Source organism: Cellulomonas sp. Leaf395 (assembly GCF_001424125.1).
GTDB lineage: Bacteria > Actinomycetota > Actinomycetes > Actinomycetales > Cellulomonadaceae > Cellulomonas.
Window position 1 is genome coordinate 367,203 of sequence record NZ_LMQI01000003.1, and the last position, 16,424, is coordinate 383,626.

The 16,424-nt window shown below is 72.4% G+C and carries 21 protein-coding genes and 2 pseudogenes; 16 read left to right on the forward strand and 7 right to left on the reverse strand.

Annotated elements, in window-relative coordinates; translation table 11 throughout:
• Positions 1 to 12: 12 nt before the first annotated feature.
• A complete protein-coding gene (locus ASG23_RS09610) occupies positions 13 to 435 on the reverse strand; it encodes a hypothetical protein (RefSeq protein WP_056023636.1) in 423 nt (140 codons plus the stop codon).
• Between the two features lie 164 nt (positions 436 to 599).
• Between ASG23_RS09610 and ASG23_RS19865 the strand changes: the two genes are divergently transcribed.
• The 8 genes from ASG23_RS19865 (at position 600) to ASG23_RS09650 (ending at position 7,410) form a co-directional block, all read left to right on the forward strand.
• Entirely contained in the window at positions 600 to 1,013 is a 414-nt protein-coding gene (locus ASG23_RS19865; protein ID WP_056023640.1) for a hypothetical protein, read from the forward strand.
• A complete protein-coding gene (locus tag ASG23_RS09620) occupies positions 1,010 to 2,431 on the forward strand; it encodes a hypothetical protein (protein ID WP_157465602.1) in 1,422 nt (473 codons plus the stop codon). The genes ASG23_RS19865 and ASG23_RS09620 overlap by 4 nt, the downstream gene beginning before the upstream one ends.
• Entirely contained in the window at positions 2,428 to 2,904 is a 477-nt protein-coding gene (locus tag ASG23_RS09625) for a hypothetical protein (RefSeq protein ID WP_157465603.1), read from the forward strand. The genes ASG23_RS09620 and ASG23_RS09625 overlap by 4 nt, the downstream gene beginning before the upstream one ends.
• Positions 2,901 to 3,452, forward strand: a complete 552-nt coding sequence (locus ASG23_RS09630) for a hypothetical protein (protein ID WP_157465604.1) — start codon at positions 2,901 to 2,903, stop codon at positions 3,450 to 3,452. The genes ASG23_RS09625 and ASG23_RS09630 overlap by 4 nt, the downstream gene beginning before the upstream one ends.
• A gap of 59 nt (positions 3,453 to 3,511) precedes the next feature.
• Positions 3,512 to 5,098, forward strand: a complete 1,587-nt coding sequence (gene guaA / locus ASG23_RS09635) for a glutamine-hydrolyzing GMP synthase (protein WP_056023650.1) — start codon at positions 3,512 to 3,514, stop codon at positions 5,096 to 5,098.
• Position 5,099: 1 nt separating this feature from the next.
• Entirely contained in the window at positions 5,100 to 5,510 is a 411-nt protein-coding gene (locus ASG23_RS09640) for a DUF3817 domain-containing protein (protein ID WP_056023654.1), read from the forward strand.
• 51 nt (positions 5,511 to 5,561) lie between these two features.
• The gene (locus ASG23_RS09645; protein WP_056023657.1) at positions 5,562 to 6,701 is read left to right on the forward strand and encodes a glycosyltransferase family 4 protein; all 1,140 of its coding nucleotides are present in this window, start codon (positions 5,562 to 5,564) and stop codon (positions 6,699 to 6,701) included.
• Positions 6,702 to 6,843: 142 nt separating this feature from the next.
• On the forward strand, positions 6,844 to 7,410 hold the full coding sequence (locus ASG23_RS09650) for an aromatic ring-opening dioxygenase LigA (RefSeq protein ID WP_327019466.1): 567 nt from the start codon (positions 6,844 to 6,846) through the stop codon (positions 7,408 to 7,410).
• A 67-nt stretch (positions 7,411 to 7,477) separates the two neighbouring features.
• Here the strand turns inward: ASG23_RS09650 and ASG23_RS09655 are convergent, their stop codons facing one another.
• Positions 7,478 to 8,074, reverse strand: coding sequence for a hypothetical protein (locus ASG23_RS09655; protein ID WP_056023660.1), 597 nt, complete (start codon positions 8,072 to 8,074; stop codon positions 7,478 to 7,480).
• Positions 8,074 to 9,489, reverse strand: a complete 1,416-nt coding sequence (locus ASG23_RS09660) for a PspC domain-containing protein (RefSeq protein ID WP_056023663.1) — start codon at positions 9,487 to 9,489, stop codon at positions 8,074 to 8,076. Before ASG23_RS09660 ends, ASG23_RS09655 begins: the two co-directional genes overlap by 1 nt.
• Before the next feature lie 136 nt (positions 9,490 to 9,625).
• Between ASG23_RS09660 and ASG23_RS09665 the strand changes: the two genes are divergently transcribed.
• The 6 genes and pseudogenes from ASG23_RS09665 (at position 9,626) to ASG23_RS09690 (ending at position 14,079) form a co-directional block, all read left to right on the forward strand.
• Positions 9,626 to 10,930: an ATP-binding protein gene (locus tag ASG23_RS09665; protein WP_056023666.1), complete on the forward strand. Its 1,305-nt coding sequence runs from the start codon at positions 9,626 to 9,628 to the stop codon at positions 10,928 to 10,930.
• Positions 10,927 to 11,595, forward strand: coding sequence for a LuxR C-terminal-related transcriptional regulator (locus ASG23_RS09670; RefSeq protein ID WP_056023669.1), 669 nt, complete (start codon positions 10,927 to 10,929; stop codon positions 11,593 to 11,595). Before ASG23_RS09665 ends, ASG23_RS09670 begins: the two co-directional genes overlap by 4 nt.
• A 16-nt stretch (positions 11,596 to 11,611) precedes the next feature.
• Positions 11,612 to 12,028, forward strand: a complete 417-nt coding sequence (locus ASG23_RS09675; protein ID WP_056023673.1) for an NUDIX hydrolase — start codon at positions 11,612 to 11,614, stop codon at positions 12,026 to 12,028.
• A gap of 124 nt (positions 12,029 to 12,152) precedes the next feature.
• A pseudogene (locus tag ASG23_RS09680) lies at positions 12,153 to 12,875 on the forward strand (alcohol dehydrogenase); the annotation flags it as partial.
• Complete coding sequence (fabG, locus tag ASG23_RS09685; RefSeq protein WP_056023678.1) at positions 12,872 to 13,627, forward strand: 3-oxoacyl-ACP reductase FabG; 756 nt, start codon at positions 12,872 to 12,874, stop codon at positions 13,625 to 13,627. The pseudogene ASG23_RS09680 and the gene fabG, both read left to right, overlap by 4 nt.
• The gene (locus tag ASG23_RS09690; protein ID WP_056023679.1) at positions 13,624 to 14,079 is read left to right on the forward strand and encodes a MaoC family dehydratase; all 456 of its coding nucleotides are present in this window, start codon (positions 13,624 to 13,626) and stop codon (positions 14,077 to 14,079) included. The genes fabG and ASG23_RS09690 overlap by 4 nt, the downstream gene beginning before the upstream one ends.
• A 51-nt stretch (positions 14,080 to 14,130) precedes the next feature.
• Here ASG23_RS09690 and ASG23_RS09695 read toward each other — a convergent pair whose 3' ends face one another.
• From ASG23_RS09695 to ASG23_RS09705, 4 genes and pseudogenes are all read right to left on the reverse strand, one after another.
• The gene (locus ASG23_RS09695) at positions 14,131 to 14,448 is read right to left on the reverse strand and encodes a hypothetical protein (RefSeq protein WP_056023682.1); all 318 of its coding nucleotides are present in this window, start codon (positions 14,446 to 14,448) and stop codon (positions 14,131 to 14,133) included.
• 4 nt (positions 14,449 to 14,452) lie between these two features.
• The gene (locus tag ASG23_RS20885) at positions 14,453 to 14,590 is read right to left on the reverse strand and encodes a hypothetical protein (RefSeq protein ID WP_200941557.1); all 138 of its coding nucleotides are present in this window, start codon (positions 14,588 to 14,590) and stop codon (positions 14,453 to 14,455) included.
• A gap of 4 nt (positions 14,591 to 14,594) precedes the next feature.
• Positions 14,595 to 15,170, reverse strand: coding sequence for a TetR/AcrR family transcriptional regulator (locus ASG23_RS09700; RefSeq protein ID WP_056023685.1), 576 nt, complete (start codon positions 15,168 to 15,170; stop codon positions 14,595 to 14,597).
• A 39-nt stretch (positions 15,171 to 15,209) separates the two neighbouring features.
• Positions 15,210 to 15,461, reverse strand: a pseudogene (locus ASG23_RS09705) (SDR family oxidoreductase); the annotation flags it as partial.
• Between the two features lie 48 nt (positions 15,462 to 15,509).
• Here ASG23_RS09705 and ASG23_RS09710 point away from each other — a divergent pair.
• Complete coding sequence (locus ASG23_RS09710; RefSeq protein ID WP_056023690.1) at positions 15,510 to 15,857, forward strand: hypothetical protein; 348 nt, start codon at positions 15,510 to 15,512, stop codon at positions 15,855 to 15,857.
• 16 nt (positions 15,858 to 15,873) lie between these two features.
• Entirely contained in the window at positions 15,874 to 16,356 is a 483-nt protein-coding gene (locus tag ASG23_RS09715) for a DUF456 domain-containing protein (RefSeq protein ID WP_056023693.1), read from the forward strand.
• The last annotated feature ends 68 nt before the right edge of the window (positions 16,357 to 16,424 follow it).

Here is a 16,424-nt window from a genome sequence, read left to right on the forward strand (position 1 = left end):
CCGAGCCGGCGATCAGGCAGACGACTGGTAACCCAGCGGATCACGGTGCGTCGCGGACCTCGTGGCGACGAGCACGGCGCCCATGCCGACGCCCGTCCAGAGCACGAGGTCGACCGCCGCGGAGGCCACACCGACGGGCACGAACGTCTGCGCGACGAACGCGCGTCCCAGCCACGATAGTGGGTTGAGCAGGTAGCCCAGCACCAGGCCCACCACCGCCGAGCGGCGCAGGACGGTGCGGTCGACGTCGAGCAGGCGCCGACGCACGGCGATGGCGGGCGCCAGCAGCAGGACGAGGACGACGAGCACGACCCGCACGGTCACGCCCGCCCCGACGGAGAGCGTGGTGCTGCCGACCCACAGCGCGAGCAGCCCGGCGACGAAGCCGCCGATCGCGGTCGCGAGCGCGATCTGCGCGGTGAGCGCCAGGCGCATGCTCGGGTGTCCCTTCCTCGATCATCCGCCGGCGCGGCGGCTCGCCCAGGAGGGTATCCCGACCGCGGGGCCCACCCGGCCTGGGCCTCGAGACCCAGCCGTGGGTCCACGGAGGAACCGTGGGGCCCGGAGGTGGAGGTCCGCCGCGCTCCTAGCGTCGCAGCATGGACCAGATCGATCTCCGGGCAGCGACCGTCGGCTTCGTCGTGGGCGTGCTGGGCTGCCGTGCGGTGGCGGTGCTGGTCGGGCTGAGCGGGCCGCGCCCGGCGCTCGTCCTCGCGGTCACGCAGCTGGGGCTGCTGATCCTCGTCGGCGTCCTGGTGGCAGCGCTGCAGCGGCGTCGCTTCGGCCTGTGGAACCGCACGGCTGCACTGCGCACGACGCTCACCGCCGGAGGGGCGGGACTGGTGGTCACGCTGGTCCTGCAGGCCGCGACGGTGGCCGCGCAGGGCGGACGAGGGGTGATGCCGGCGACGATCCTGGTCGAGGCCGTGGTGTGGCTCGGGGGACCGGCTCTGGGTGGTGTGCTGGTGCGGCCGGCGGACGCGCGGGCGCGTGTGGCCGGCGTCGCGTCGTGAGCGCCGTGTGCCGCACCCGTATGCCCCGCGGCGACCGTGGCGGGAGCAGCGCCGAGCTGCTCGGGGTCGTGGTGGTGGCGGCGCTGCTCGTCGTCGGGGTGGTCGCGGGCGTCTCGAGCTACCCGGACCGGCTGGCGGCCGAGCTGTGCAGGCTCGTCGCCGCGACGAGCGGGGGCGACGCGGCGTCGTGCGGTGCGGTGACGGCCGAGCAGCCCACCGACGACGACTACGTGCCACCCGCGTGCATGTTCCACGAGGAGAGCGAGCAGTACTCCGCCGCGGTCAAGGTCTGGTTCTTCGAGCTCGGCCAGGACTCCGGGTTCGTCGTGCAGGAGTTCGCCGACGGGACCGTCCGGGCCACCGTCACCGACGGCGTCGGCATCGGGGCAGGCGGCTCCGTGACCTCCAGCACGTTCGACCTGGGCAAGCTCGGGGGCGGCGACAACGCGGGGCTCGACGTCGACCTCGGCGGGGGCGTCACCTTCTCCTACGGCGACACGTGGGCGTTCGACTCGCCCGAGCAGTGGGGCGAGATGAAGGAGCAGCTCGACGACTACCTGCTGCAGCAGGAGGTGCTCGAGCACGAGGGTGGCGTCTGGGCGGCCAAGTCCATGGGGTGGAAGGACCCGCCCAAGTCCCCCGAGGTGTCGTTCGCCAAGACCGAGCTCGAGCTGTCGCTGGACGCGGCCTTCGGGCTGAGGGACCCGACCGGCGCGACGGACGCGGCCGGTGATGCGGAGTTCTTCGACCCGAACCTCGGCGTGACCCTGTCGGCGAGCGCGGGCGCTGCGGTCGTCGTCGAGACCAACCATGCGACCGGCGAGCAGAGCTGGACGTACGAGGTCTCCGGTGCGGGGGCGGTCGGTGCGGACGTCGTCGTCGGCCACGGGGAGGCGGCAGGCACGATCGAGGGAGCGTTCACCGTGACGCGCAACGAGGACGGCAAGGTCACGGAGGTCGTGTTCCAGTCGGCGCGGGAGGGCGGCGTCTCGGGCGGTCTCGGCAACGACTCGTTCGAGCAGGGGTCCGGCAGCGTCGACCACAGCGAGTCGGACGAGCTCGTGACGACCACCCGGCTCGCGGTCGACGACGCGAACCGCGACCTCGTCGACACGTGGCTCGCGAACCGCAACGACGCGGGTGTCGCGGTGTCGCTGCCGTTCGCCGCGATGGTCCCCGCGAGCCCGTCGGACGACCCGTTCCTCGACCTGCTGTACCGCAGCGCCACCACGAGCCAGATCGTCTACCACAACGTCAAGGACTCCTGGGAGTTCGAGGCGGCGATCAAGAAGGGCTGGCAGTTCGGGTTCGGCATCTCGGGGGAGAGCGCCACCGCCGACGCGGTGGACGCCGACTACCTCGGCGCCCCGCGAGGAGACGGCGTGCGTCCGTTCCTGACCGACGAGACGTGCCGATGAGCCCGCGACAGCGCCGTCACGGGCTCCGCGTCGTGGACCTGCTGTGGGCCTGGGCGGCTGCGCTGGCCGGGTTCCTCGTCGGGGAGTACGGGTCGGGCGTGCTGCTGGTCCTGCGGGCCGACGCCGCCGGGCCGGACGCGGTGCTGGGGCTGCTCTGGCTCCCGTGGCTCGCCGCGCCGGTGCTGGCCGGGCTGCTGGGCGCGGCGGTGCTGCCCGTCGCGCGCGTGACCGCGTGGTGGCAGTGGCTCGTCGCGACCGTCCCCGTGCCGATCGGCGCCGCGGTCGTGACGACGACCGTGGTGGCCGTGACCGGATCGACCGCCGCCGGCCTCCTGCTCTCGGCCGTGGTGCAGGTGCTGCTGTGCGCGGCCGTCGCGGCGGGGGTGGGAGCATGGCGGTCCGCGCGGTACGGCGGCTTCCCCGCGCACCCCATGACCTATCTGACCCCCGACTCGGAGGACCAACGAGCATGACCTCGTCTCACCGCAGCCGCGTGACCGCCCTCGCGCTGGCACTGTGCGTCGCCCTGGCGGGGTGCTCCGGCGGGTCCGGAACGGCCGAGGGCTGGACCCGCGTGCAGGACGGGTGGTTGCAGGTGGACGTGCCCGACGGGTGGTCCGACGGGGGTGAGCTGGACGAGCCGTGGACGCTCAGCCGCCACGACGGCGACGAAGCGACCCTGGAGCTCGCCGGCGCCCCCACGCTGGGCTACTACCGCGCGGCCGAGGGTCGCGGGATCCTCCTCGCGTCGATGCAGGTGGGTGGCTACCCCGACTTCGCGGTGGTCGACCAGTCCGACCCGGTCGACTCCACGGACCTGGAGCTGACGCGCACCGACTTCACGTACGCGGCGCAGGACGGCGGTGACCCTCTCGAGGGTGTCCTGTGGGTCGGTTCCGACCCCCGCACGGAGAAGGCCGTGGCCGTCCAGCTCACCGGCCCGGACCTGCCGGCGGACGTCGTGGAACAGGTGCAGGAGAGCATCGCGGTGCTCGACACCGACGCCACCGCCGGTCCGTGACACCGACGCGCGTCCGGGGCGGTGCACGGCGACCTCCGAGCGCCGACTACCCTTGCGGCGTGACGCAGACCCCTGACCCGGCCGCCACCGTCCACCGTCCCGTGCTGGTCGTGGACTTCGGCGCGCAGTACGCGCAGCTGATCGCCCGACGGGTCCGCGAGGCCAACGTGTACTCCGAGATCGTGCCGCACACGGCGTCCGTCGCGGACCTGCTGGCCAAGGACCCGGCCGCGATCATCCTCTCCGGAGGACCGTCGTCGGTCTACGCCACGGGTGCCCCCTTCGTCGACCCGGCGCTGTTCGAGGCCGGCGTCCCCGTGCTCGGCATCTGCTACGGGTTCCAGGCCATGGCCGCGGCGCTCGGCGGGACGGTCGCGCAGACTGGCCAGCGTGAGTACGGCGGCACGGCGGTCGAGGTCACGTCCGCCGGGACCGTCCTGTCGGGCAGCCCGGCCTCCCAGACCGTGTGGATGAGCCACGGGGACGCGGTGCACGCGGCGCCCGAGGGTTTCGAGGTGCTCGCGACGTCGTCCGGCAGCCCGGTCGCGGCGTTCGAGGACCGCGACCGTCGCCTGTTCGGCGTGCAGTGGCACCCCGAGGTCAAGCACTCGCCGCTGGGGCAGAAGGCACTGGAGAACTTCCTCTACGAGGGCGCCGGACTGACCCCCGACTGGAACGCGGGCAACGTCGTCGCGGAGCAGGTCGAGAAGATCCGCGCGCAGGTGGGCTCGGCGCGGGTGATCTGCGGACTGTCCGGCGGGGTGGACTCCTCGGTGGCCGCCGCCCTGGTCCAGAAGGCCGTCGGGAGCCAGCTGACCTGCGTGTTCGTCGATCACGGACTGCTGCGGTCGGGCGAGGCCGAGCAGGTCGAGAAGGACTTCGTCGCCGCGACGGGCGTGCAGCTCAAGGTGGTCGACGCGCGCGAGCGGTTCCTGCGGGCGCTCGCCGGGCACACCGACCCCGAGACCAAGCGCAAGATCATCGGCCGCGAGTTCATCCGGGTGTTCGAGGACGCGGCGCGCGAGGTGATCGAGGAGGCCGGCGAGGGCGAGGACGTCAGGTTCCTCGTGCAGGGCACCCTGTACCCGGACGTCGTGGAGTCCGGTGGCGGCGAGGGCGCGGCCAACATCAAGTCGCACCACAACGTGGGCGGGCTGCCGGACGACCTGCAGTTCGAGCTGGTCGAGCCGCTGCGCACCCTGTTCAAGGACGAGGTGCGCGCGGTCGGTCTGGAGCTGGGTGTCCCCGAGGGCATCGTGTGGCGCCAGCCGTTCCCCGGCCCGGGCCTCGGCATCCGGATCATCGGCGAGGTCACGGCGGAGCGGCTCGACATCCTGCGTGCCGCCGACGTGATCGCCCGCGAGGAGCTGACGCGCGCCGGCCTGGACCGCGACATCTGGCAGTGCCCGGTGGTGCTGCTCGCCGACGTCCGGTCGGTGGGCGTGCAGGGCGACGGGCGGACGTACGGCCACCCGGTCGTGCTGCGGCCGGTGTCGTCCGAGGACGCGATGACCGCGGACTGGACGCGGCTGCCGTACGACGTGCTGGCCGTCATCTCGACTCGGATCACCAACGAGGTGCCCGACGTCAACCGGGTGGTCCTCGACGTCACCAGCAAGCCGCCGGGCACGATCGAGTGGGAGTGAGATGACGGGGAACAACACCGTGAGCGAGTCCGCGACCTCCGTCGACCCGTGGGTGCGCAAGGCCCGGGGCGCGACGCTGCGCTACCGCGTGATGGCGTGGATCACCGGGACGCTGCTCCTGCTGCTGTGCGTCGAGCTGGTGCTCAAGTACGTGTTCCACGCGGGCGGTGTCGACGCGGCGGGCACGCCGAACCCCGTCATCGGCGCCTGGATCGCGTACGCGCACGGCTGGATCTACGTGGTCTACCTGGTCACCGTGTTCGACCTCTGGTCGAAGATGCGCTGGCGGCTCGGACGGCTGGCGACCATGGCCGCGGCCGGCGTGGTGCCCGTCATGTCGTTCGTCCTGGAGCGCACGGTGCACACCCAAGCGCTCGCGCGCATCGAGGCTGCCGGTGGCGCACGCGCGTGACCTGCACCGGATCATGAAGGAGCGTCCGGCTCGCGTCGATACGGTGGGCCCGTGCTGATCGTCCACGTCTCCGACTGCTACGCGCCGCGTACCGGCGGGATCGAGTCGCAGGTGGGCGACCTCGCCGCGCGGCAGGCCGCCGCCGGGCACGAGGTGCACGTGCTGACCGCGACCCTCGGCGTCGGGGGCGAGCGCGGGGGAGTCGTCGACCTGGAGCACGGGGTCCATGTCCACCGGCTCGGGGCGCGGATCCCGTTCGACCTGCCGGTGAACCCCGTCGGTCCGCGACTGGTGCGGTCGGCGTTCGCCGACCTGCGGCCCGACGTCGTCCACGTGCACGCCGGGGTGCTCTCACCGTTCGCGTACGACGGCGCCAGGATCGCCCTCGACGTCGGCCTGCCGACCGCGATCACCTGGCACTGCATGCTCGACGGCGTCGTCGGCACCCTGCGCACGCTCGTGAGCCGCACCCACTGGCGGCGCACTCCGGCGGCGCTCAGCGCCGTGAGCCACGCCGCGGCCGCGCGCGTGCGCGAGGTGTTCGGCGCCGACGTGTCGGTGATGCCCAACGGGATCGACGTCGATCTGTGGGCGCCGACGGCGCGCTCCGCGGGGCGGGGCCGTCCCGGTGAGCGTGGCCCGCTGCGGCTGGTCTCGACGATGCGGCTGGCGCCCCGCAAGCGTGCCGTGCCCCTGGTCGAGCTCGTCGGTCAGGCCGCCCGGCGCCTGCCCCCGGACCGGCTGCGGCTGTCGATCATCGGCTCCGGACCCGCCGAGGGCAGGGTCAGGTCCGCCGTGGCCGGTCAGGGTCTGCAGCACGTGGTGGAGCTCCGCGGCCGGCTGACCCGACCGCAGGTGCGGGCCGCCTACACGGAGTCCGACGTGTTCCTCGCCCCCGCCGAGCTGGAGGCGTTCGGCATCGCCGCCCTCGAGGCCCGCACGGCGGGGCTCGCCATCGTCGCCCGGCGCGGCACCGGCATCGCCGAGTTCGTCGAGGACGGCGTCGACGGACTGCTGGTGTCCGACGACGCGGAGATGACGGAGGCGGTCGTGCACCTGGCGCGCGACGGCCGGCTGCTCGACGGGATGCTCGCGCACAACCGGGTGGTGCGTCCTGCGTTCGGCTGGGACGACGTGCTGAGTGCCGCCGAGGCGGAGTACAGCCGTGCTCGGGACCTCGCACACGTCTGAGGAATGCCCGGCGATTCGCGGTATTCGTCCAGGTGAAATGTCACTACAGTCGAACCGTTGGACAATTATTTGTCATGGGTCGCACGCGACCTACCGGGTCCATGGGGTTCGGACCCGTCCGTTGGGGTTCGGAAGGGGAGACATGACGACGACCACGACCACCGGGAGCTCGAAGACGGTCCGCACACTGGGGCTGTTGACGATCATCGCCGGGATCATCTTCATCATTGCTGGTGGTGTGACCTGGGGAGCCGTGGCCAGCAACCTCGCCGCGGAGAAGATCACCGTCTCCGAGGACGCCCAGGCGTTCGGCGGGCAGCTCGTCGACACGCCGTGGGAAGCCTGGTTCCAGGCCGACATCATCAATACCCACGCTCTGGAGTCCTCCGGAGGAAAGACCTATGCCGAGCTCGACCGGGAAGACCCGGTTCGGGCGACGATGATGGATGCGTCATTCCTGCGGGCATCGCTGTTCACCTCGGTCGTCGCCTTCGGGGTGGCCGCGCTGGTGGTGGGGCTCGGGATCATCTTCATCCTGGTCGGCTGGGCCCTGCGCAAGATCGGCACCGCGTTGGCGTACGACACCGCGACGGGCACGAGGGGGACGTCCGCCTACCCGGACCCGATCCCGACCACGCGGCCGACTGCGACGCCTGCCGCCACGCCGCCGACGACTCCGCCGCCGGCTCCGACGGGTCCCAAGGCCTGACCACCACGACGTCCGAGCACGAGCCGGCCGGAAGGCCCCTCGTGCTCGGACGTTCGTGCGTCGTCGCTCAGCGACGTGCGGCGCGCGCTCCGCTGACGATCGATCCGACCAGCAGCGCCGTGCCGGCGACCGCGAGGAGGACGATCATCGCGAGCTGCAGGTCGATCGCGAAACCGGCGGCCCAGGCGAGCAGACCGACGCCGATCGCGGCGATGACCAGACCCCAGACGACGGTGCCCACGCGCAGCCGGCGGCGAGGCGGGTCGACCGGTGCCGGCTCCACCGGTGCCGGCTCCACCGGTGCCGGCTCCACGACGGTGGTCTGGGCGACCCCGTCCGCGGGCACCTGGTCCGGCCGGTCGGTCGGTGCATAGAGCGCACCGATGGGGGAGGTGTAGACCGCGGGTTCGTCCTGCGACGACCAGGCTGTCGTTCTCGGGTACGGGCGGGTCTCGTCGGTGAGGGGTAGCGCTCGCGTCTCGTCCGGCGCGCTCCCCTCCGTCATGTCGACGGCTGGTGTGGTCGTGCCGGCGGGCGGGAGGGCCACGGTGTCGTCGTCGGCGATCACGGTGTCGTCGTCGTCGGCGCCCGTGGTGGGTTCCTGGTCGGTGACCGGCAGGGCGAGCGTCTCGTCGGCGTCGCGCGGGGTCTTGTCGGTGGGCATCAGTTCTCCTCGATGATCGAGACGTCGCCGGCGCCGATCTGGACCTGCAGCGCGAGCTGGGGTCCGTCGTCGTCGATCGCGCCGGCCGTGAAGGTGCGCGGGTTCAGGCCGACGCCGTCCACGCTCTTGCTCTCTCCGTCGACGTCCCAGCGCACGGTGCCGGCGCCGGCGTCGACGTCGGCGGAGATGCTGGCCTCGCTGGGGACGACGACGGTGAGGTCGCCGGCCGCGAGCGAGAGGGGGACCACGAGGGTCTCGGTGGTCATCGGCACCTCGCTGAGGTCGATCGTGACGTCACCGAACCCGATCGAGTAGCCGTTGGCCGCCTCGGAACGGTCGGTCACGTAGACGACACCGTCAGCCGAGAAGTCGTGCTGCGAGTCGCCGTTCCAGACCCAGCTGGCGTTCTGCACGGCGCCGAGCGGCACCGCGACGAGGATGCCGACGACGGCGAGACCGCCGAGGCCGCCGCTGGTCCGGCCGCGCAGGCCGGAGACGATGATGCCTAGGCCGCAGAGCACGATGCCGACGCCGAGCGCGGTCAGGCCGACGGGTCCGGTGAAGTCACCCTGCCGCTCCGCGACGAGCAGGACCGCGAGGCTGAGGAGGCTCAGCGCGACGACGACGCCGACGGTGGCGACCCCGGGGCCTGGCGTGCGCGGCCGCGGCGGGGTGACCGGCCGCGGTGGCTGCACGGGGCGCGGTGCGGGAGCCGGCGGGGTGGGTGTGTACGAGGCGGACCACGCGGGTGCGGCGGGCGGAACGGGCTCGGCGGGTGAGGCGTCGTCGACGGGTGACGCGTCGTCGACAGGCGGTGCCGAGGAGCTGACGGGCGCCGGCGGGTACGTCGCCGCGGGGTAGCTCGCCGGGGGGACGTACGGCCCGTACGCGCCGGTCGGCGGTCGCTGCCTCGAGGGCTGCTGGTTGGAGACGACGACGATGAGCGTCACGAGGCCGGCGATGAACGCCACCCAGAGGAGACCCTGGACCCAGCCGGGAGGGCCCCAGAAGAAGAACCAGCTGTCACCACGGCCGAAGCCGACGATGACGAAGGCCAGCGCCCCGAGCAGGGCGATGTCGAACCGGCCGAGGATCATCTCCTCGAGGTGGATGCGGCCGTCCCGTCGCTCGGGCAGGAGCGCCCAGGCGACGCCGTAGGCGACGAGCCCGAGCCCGCCGAGCAGGAGCGTCGCGAACAGGATGCCGCGGACCAGGAGCGGATCGATGCCGAACCGGTCACCGAGCCCGCCGCTGACCCCACCGATCCAGCGGTCGTCGGACCGCGTGATGCCGAGGCGGCGGACACCGGCGAAGAAGCTGTTCGGCGCGTTCCCCGGTGCTGGGGTCGGGTCCGGCGGAAGGCCGCCCGGCGCCGGGTCGGGTCCGGCAGCGCCGGTGGGAGTCGTCGTGTCCATGTCTCGATCCTGACGGTCGCGACGAGCGCGCGGCATCGGGTGGACCCCTGAGCGCACCCTGAACCTGGCGGGCAGCGCCCCTGAACGGACCCCGGACCCGACCCCGGAACGGCTCGGGGCGTGTGACGATCGGACCGTGCACCCTGCCCCGACCGTCGTCGCGCCCCGCCGGCTGCCGCTGCGCCGCCCGGCGCGCGGGAGGCTCTTCGGTGGTGTCGCCGTGGGGCTCGCCGCGCACCTCGACGTGCCGGTCGGGTTGGTGCGGCTGGGGTTCGTCGTGCTCACCCCCGTCGCGGGCATCGGCGTCCTGCTGTACGTGTTCTGGTGGCTGGCGATCCCGGCCGGTGACCCCGCTGACGCGGCGCAGCAGGTGCGACCGAGCGCGCTGACGCGGCTCGCGCGGCGGCAGGCGATCATCGAGCCGGGCCGACGCATCCCCGTGACGGACATCGCCATCGGCGGGGTCCTCGTCGTGGCGGCCGCCCTGCTGATCGCGGTGCGGTCGGGCGCGGACGTGCAGGCGGACTGGCTGCTGCCCGCGGTGATCGTGCTGGCGGGCCTCTGGCTCGCGTGGAGCCAGCTGGACGCGGTGCAGCGCGGTCGCCTCAAGGACCGGGCGGGCGGGCGGACGCCGGTCAGCCTGCTGCGCGTCGCCGGGGGGATCCTGCTGGCCGGCGTCGGGGTCCTGCTGTTCGTCGGGATGGCTTCCGGGGAGGGTGTCGAGGCCGGGACCCTCGCGCAGTCGATCATCGCGGCGGTCATCATGCTCGGCGGTGTGGCCCTCGTGCTGACCCCGTGGTGGCTGCGGCTCGTGCGGGAGCTCGGCGACGAGCGTGCCGCTCGTGCGCGGGAGTCGGAGCGTGCGGACATCGCTGCCCACCTGCACGACTCCGTGCTGCAGACCCTCGCCCTCATCCGGTCGAGGGCCGACGACTCCGCGGAGGTCGCCCGCATGGCGCGCGCCCAGGAGCGTGAGCTGCGCGAGTGGCTCTACGACGACCGTCCCGCGCCGGGCACCTCGGTCGCCGCGGCGCTGCGGGGGATCGTCGCCGAGGTCGAGGACTCGCGGTCCGGCCCCACGGGCGACCCGGTGGCCATCGAGTCGGTCGTGGTCGGTGACTGCGCGCCGGACGCCGACACGGAGGCGCTGCTGCAAGCCACGCGCGAGGCGCTGGTCAATGCCGTGGTGCACGGCCGCCCGCCCGTGTCGCTGTACCTGGAGGTCGGGTCGTCGGAGGCCGAGGTCTTCGTGCGGGACCATGGCGACGGGTTCGACCTCGACGAGGTGGGCACCGACCGGTTCGGGGTGCGCGAGTCGATCATCGGACGCGTCCGGCGCCGTGGTGGCACGGCGAAGGTGACCAGCAGCGCCGAGCGCGGGACCGAGGTCCACCTGGTGGTGCCGATCCGAGCGACGGACGAACAAGGAGTGCAGGCATGAGCGAATCTGGGGCTGGACACGTTGACGTGGTGCTCGTCGATGACCACCACATGTTCCGGACCGGCGTGAAGGCGTCCCTCGACGCGGGTGTCCGCGTGGTCGGTGAGGCCGACACGGTCGACGACGCGATCCGCCTGGTGCGCGAGCTGAAGCCGCCGGTGGTGCTGCTCGACGTGCACCTGCCCGGTGGCGACGGCGGCGGCGGTGCGGAGGTCATCAAGGCCTGCACGGACCTGCTGGGGGAGACCCGGTTCCTCGCGCTGTCGGTCTCGGACGCGTCCGAGGACGTGGTCGCCGTCATCCGCGCGGGCGCCCGCGGGTACGTCACGAAGGCGATCGACGGCACCGACCTGTCCGACGCCGTGCGACGCGTGGCCGGCGGCGACGCGGTCTTCTCGCCTCGGCTGGCGGGGTTCGTGCTCGACGCGTTCGGCGCGGCCGCGGGGGACGTCGCCATCGGCGATGACGAGCTGGACCGCCTCTCCGCGCGGGAGCGGGAGGTCATGCGGCTGATCGCGCGCGGATACTCCTACCGCGAGGTGGCCTCCGAGCTGTTCATCTCGATCAAGACGGTCGAGACCCACGTCTCGGCGGTGCTCCGCAAGCTCCAGCTGTCCAGCCGGCACGAGCTGACCCGCTGGGCCGCGGCGCGCCGACTTCTCTAGCCCTAGGCTCCAGCGGGTGAAGCAACGCGTCGCCGCCTACGCCGTGATCGTCGAGTCCGGGCGGGTGCTGCTCCCGCACTGGGTCGAGGGTGGGCGGTCGGGGTGGACGCTGCCGGGCGGTGGCATCGACCTGGGCGAGGACCCTGCGGACGCCGCCGTGCGAGAGGTCCTCGAGGAGACCGGCTACCACGTGGAGCTCGACGACCTGCTCGGCGTCGACTCGATCGTCGTGCCGGCCGCCATGCGCCTCGACCCGGACGACGGCGCGCTGCACGGGCTGCGGATCGTCTACCGCGCGCACGTCGTCGGCGGCGAGCTGCGCGACGAGGTCGACGGCAGCACCGACACGGCGGCGTGGTTCGACATCGCCGACGTTGCCGGACTGGACCGCGTCGAGCTGGTGGACATCGCCCTGCGGATGGCGGGGTACTAGACAGACCCGTTCTGGGCCTGCGGGTACGGCCCGAGCGTGGCGAGCCGACGACCCCTGGTGACATCCCGCTCGTCAGCGAGCGCCTCCCCTCAATCGACGATCGTGTGTCCTGTGGCCAGCAACACACCGCGCGGTCGGTGTGCCGCTCGGCGACGGTGTGGACGACCTGGCCGCAGGCGACCGCGTGGTCATGACGTTCCTGCCCCGCTGCGGCGGCTGCCCGGAGTGCGCGACCGACGGACTCCTGCCGTGTCGGGTGGGCAGCGCGGCGACCGGCCTCGGTCTGCTCGTCGGTGACCACCGACGACTCTCCCGGGACGGCGAGCCCGTCCACCACCACCTCGGCGTCTCCGAGTTCGCCAGCCACGCGGTGGTCAACCGGACCTCCGTCGTCCGCGTGGACGCCGACGTCCCGCCCGAGGTCGCGGCGCTGCTCGGCTGCGCGGTGCTCACGGGAGGGGTCGCGGTGGTCAACGCCGGCCGTCCGCGGGAGGGTGACACGGTGATGGTCGTCGGGCTCGGGGGTGGGGGCATGGCCGCCCTGCTCGTGGCCGGCGGCACGACGGTGACCGTGGGCCTTCCGGCGCCGGACGCCCGCGCGTCCGTGAGCCCGCTGATGCTCACGGCCGAGGCACGGACCGTCGTCGGCAGCTACCTCGGGTCCGCCGTCCCGGCCCGCGACATCCCGCTCCACGTCGACCTGCGGCGCTCCGGGCGGCTGCCGCTCGAACGCCTGGTCTCCTCGCGCATCGCCCTGCACGACCTCGACGTCGCCATGGACCGCCTCGCGGCCGGTGGCGAGCTCCGCCAGCTGATCGTTCTCGACGAAAGGAATGCCCCCCGATGACAGAGACCAGAACTGCCCTCGTGACCGGAGCCGCTCGTGGCATCGGCGCCGCGACCGCCGTCCGGCTGGCCGCCGACGGCTACCGCGTCGCCGTCCTCGACCTGCGTGAGCAGGACTGCGCGGACACGGTCGATGCCATCCGTGCGGCCGGCGGTGACGCGCTCGCGCTCGGTGCCGACGTGGGCGACACCGACGCCGCCGCCGCGGCCGTCGCGCGTGTCGTCGACGAGCTCGGCGCGCCCACGGTGCTGGTCAACAACGCCGGGATCCTGCGCGACAACCTGCTGTTCAAGATGACCGAGGACGACTGGGACTCGATCATGTCGGTGCACCTGCGCGGGGCGTTCCTCATGAGCCGCGCGGTGCAGAAGCACCAGGTCGCGGCCGGGTGGGGCCGGATCGTGAACCTGTCGAGCACGTCGGCGCTGGGCAACCGCGGCCAGGCGAACTATGCGACTGCCAAGGCCGGGATCCAGGGATTCACCAAGACGCTGGCGCTCGAGCTCGGCCGGTACGGCATCACGACCAACGCGGTGGCGCCCGGGTTCATCGGGACCGACATGATCCGGCAGACGGCCGAGCGCATGCACCTCACGTACGAGCAGTTCGTCGAGGCCGCGGCCAAGGAGATCCCCGTGGGACGCATCGGTGTGCCCGAGGACATCGCGAACGCGGTGTCGTTCTTCTGCTCGGAGGCGGCGAGCTTCGTCAACGGGCAGGTCCTCTACGTGGCGGGCGGCCCGAAGGCATGATCGCGGTCTCGACGCCCGGCGGCCTGGTGGACGTGATCGGGCAGTCGGACACGGCCGACGAGTGGCTCGCCGTCGACCAGGCTCGCATCGACGCGTTCGCCGACGCGACCGACGACCACCAGTGGATCCACGTCGATCCGGTGCGGGCGGCACAGGGACCGTTCGGCGCGACCGTCGCGCACGGGTATCTCACGCTCGCCCTGGTCCCGGCACTGACCGACGGCCTCGTCGAGGTCGGCGGGACCGGCCTGGTGGTCAACTACGGGCTCGACAAGGTCCGGTTCCTGCAGCCGGTGACGGCGGGATCGCGCATCTGGGCCACGTCGACGGTGACCTCCGCCGAGCTGACGGCACAGGGCGTCCGCGCGACCTTCACGATCACGGTGGAGATCGAGGGCGCGAGCAAGCCGGCCCTGGTCGCGGAGACGGTCGTCCTGTACTTCGCGGCGTGACACCGCGACGCCCGAGGGAGCACCTGCTCCCTCGGGCGTCGCGTCGCGGTGTCAGGAGACGCGCTCCACCATCGCCATGCCCTGGCCGCCGCCGACGCACATGGTCTCCAGACCGAAGGTCGCGTCACGCACCGCCAGGCCGTGCAGCAGCGTGGTGGTCAGCCGGGCGCCCGTGCTCCCGAACGGGTGGCCGACCGCGATCGCGCCGCCGAGCACGTTCAGCTTCTCGAGATCGATCCCCAGCGCGCGCGCCGACGGCAGGACCTGCGCCGCGAACGCCTCGTTGAGCTCGACCAGGTCGATCTCGTCGATGGTCAGCCCCGCACGCGCCAGGGCCATCCGCGAGGCGTCGACCGGTCTGAGGCCCATGATCTCAGGCGACAGACCGCTGACCCGGTGGAGACGATCCGCGGACGAGCACCTGCCCGGGACCGGGCGCCGGCTCCGCCACGTCGGCGAGCGTCAGCACGTCGTCCGGCTCGCCGTACCGCACCACCTGCCACGCGCGCACCGGCTCAGGCCGTGATCGCGACGAGGAAGAGGTCGGTCAGCTGCTTCGCGAGGAGCACCTTGTCCTCGGGGCCCTCGGGGGAGTACCAGTTCGACAGGTAGTGGACGTCGGAGAAGAAGTGCGCGACGAGCACCGCGCGGGGGATGTCCGTCCGGTACAGACCCTCCTGCTGTCCGCGCTCGATGAGGCCGGCGAACACGTCGTGATACTGCCGACGGCGGCGCGTGACCTCCTTCTGGCGCGGCTCGGAGAGCATGTGCACGCTGCGGAAGAAGACGGTCCCCTCGGGCAGGAAGTCGATCGAGGTCTCGATGACGTCGACGCACACGTCGTGCAGCGTCTGGGCGGTCGGGGCGCCGCGGCCGACGATGTCCTCGAGGTGGTTCGTCTGGAGCGTGAGCATCCGCTCGTAGACCGAGAAGAGGAGATCGTCCTTCGACTCGAAGTAGTGGTACATCGCGCCCTTGGTGACGCCGGCCGCCTCGACGATCTGCTGCACCGAGGTGTTGGCGTACCCCTGGGTGGAGAAGAGGTCGACGGCGGCCCGCGTGATGTCGTCGACGACGCTGGAGGTTGCCATGGGGTGCCTCTCTCGTGCTGTTCCTGCTTCTGACGTCTTCTAGCCGACGGCGACGGCACTGGCGCCGCCGTCGATGGTGAGCGTATGACCGGTGATCCATGCGGCGTCGTCGGACAGCAGGAACGCGACCGGTCCGGCGACGTCCTCGGGCTCGCCGATGCGTCCGAGCGGGTAGACCGATGCGAGGGCGGCCTCGCGGTCGCCCTCGTAGAGCGCCTGCGCGAGCCGGGTGCGGACCACCGCGGACGCGACCGCGTTGACGCGGATGCCCGGGCCAGCTCGAGCCGCTAGACGACATAGTTTTCTGACTCAGCGTCAGATACCGATAGGCTCGCGCGCATGGATCTCGTTTACAACCTGCTCGTCGTCCTCCACCTGCTCGGCTGGGCCATCGTGCTCGGCGGCACCCTGGTCAACCTGCGCACCCCCAAGATCGCCACGGGGGTGCTGCACGGCATCCTCACCGCGCTGATCACCGGCATCCTGATCGTCGGCATCGCGTCCGCGGGCCTGGCGGGCCACGACCCGAACACCACCAAGATCGCGGTCAAGCTCGTCGTCGCACTCGTGGTGGCCACGCTCGTGATCCTGGGGGTGCGCAAGCCGTCGCGCGTGACCACCGGCTACCTCGGCGCCATCGCGGGCCTCACCGCGCTGAACGTCGCGATCGCGGTCCTCTGGCGCTGAGGTTACTGTCCACCCCGTGAACTCCGTCGGTGACCTCCTGGTCGGGCTCGTCGTGCTGGTCGGGCTGTTCGGCGTCGTCGTCCAGGTGCTCCCCGGCGGGCTGCTCGTCGCCGGGGCGATCATCGTCTGGGGCGTCGTCACCGGGGGCGCCGCGGGGTGGACGGTCGTCGCGATCACCGTCGTCGTCACCGTTCTCGCGACGATCGGCAAGTACCTGCTGGCCGGACGCCACCTCAAGCGCGCGGGGGTGCCGTCCTCCACCCTGATCTGGGGCGGGATCGCGGGCATCGTCGGGTTCTTCGCGATCCCCGTGGTCGGTCTGTTCGTCGGCTTCGTGCTCGGGATCTACCTCGCCGAGTGGCTGCGCTCACGCGAGCCGCGAGCCGCCTGGCGGGCCACCGTGGCGGCGTTGCAGGCCACCGGCCTGACCATCCTCGTGGAGCTCGCCGCGGCACTGGTGTCCACCGGTGCCTGGCTGACGGCGCTGGCTCTCACGTGACCGCTGACCGTAAGCGAGATCCACAGGCAGCACCTCCTGTCAGTCGCGGCGCCTATCCTTGAGGGGCC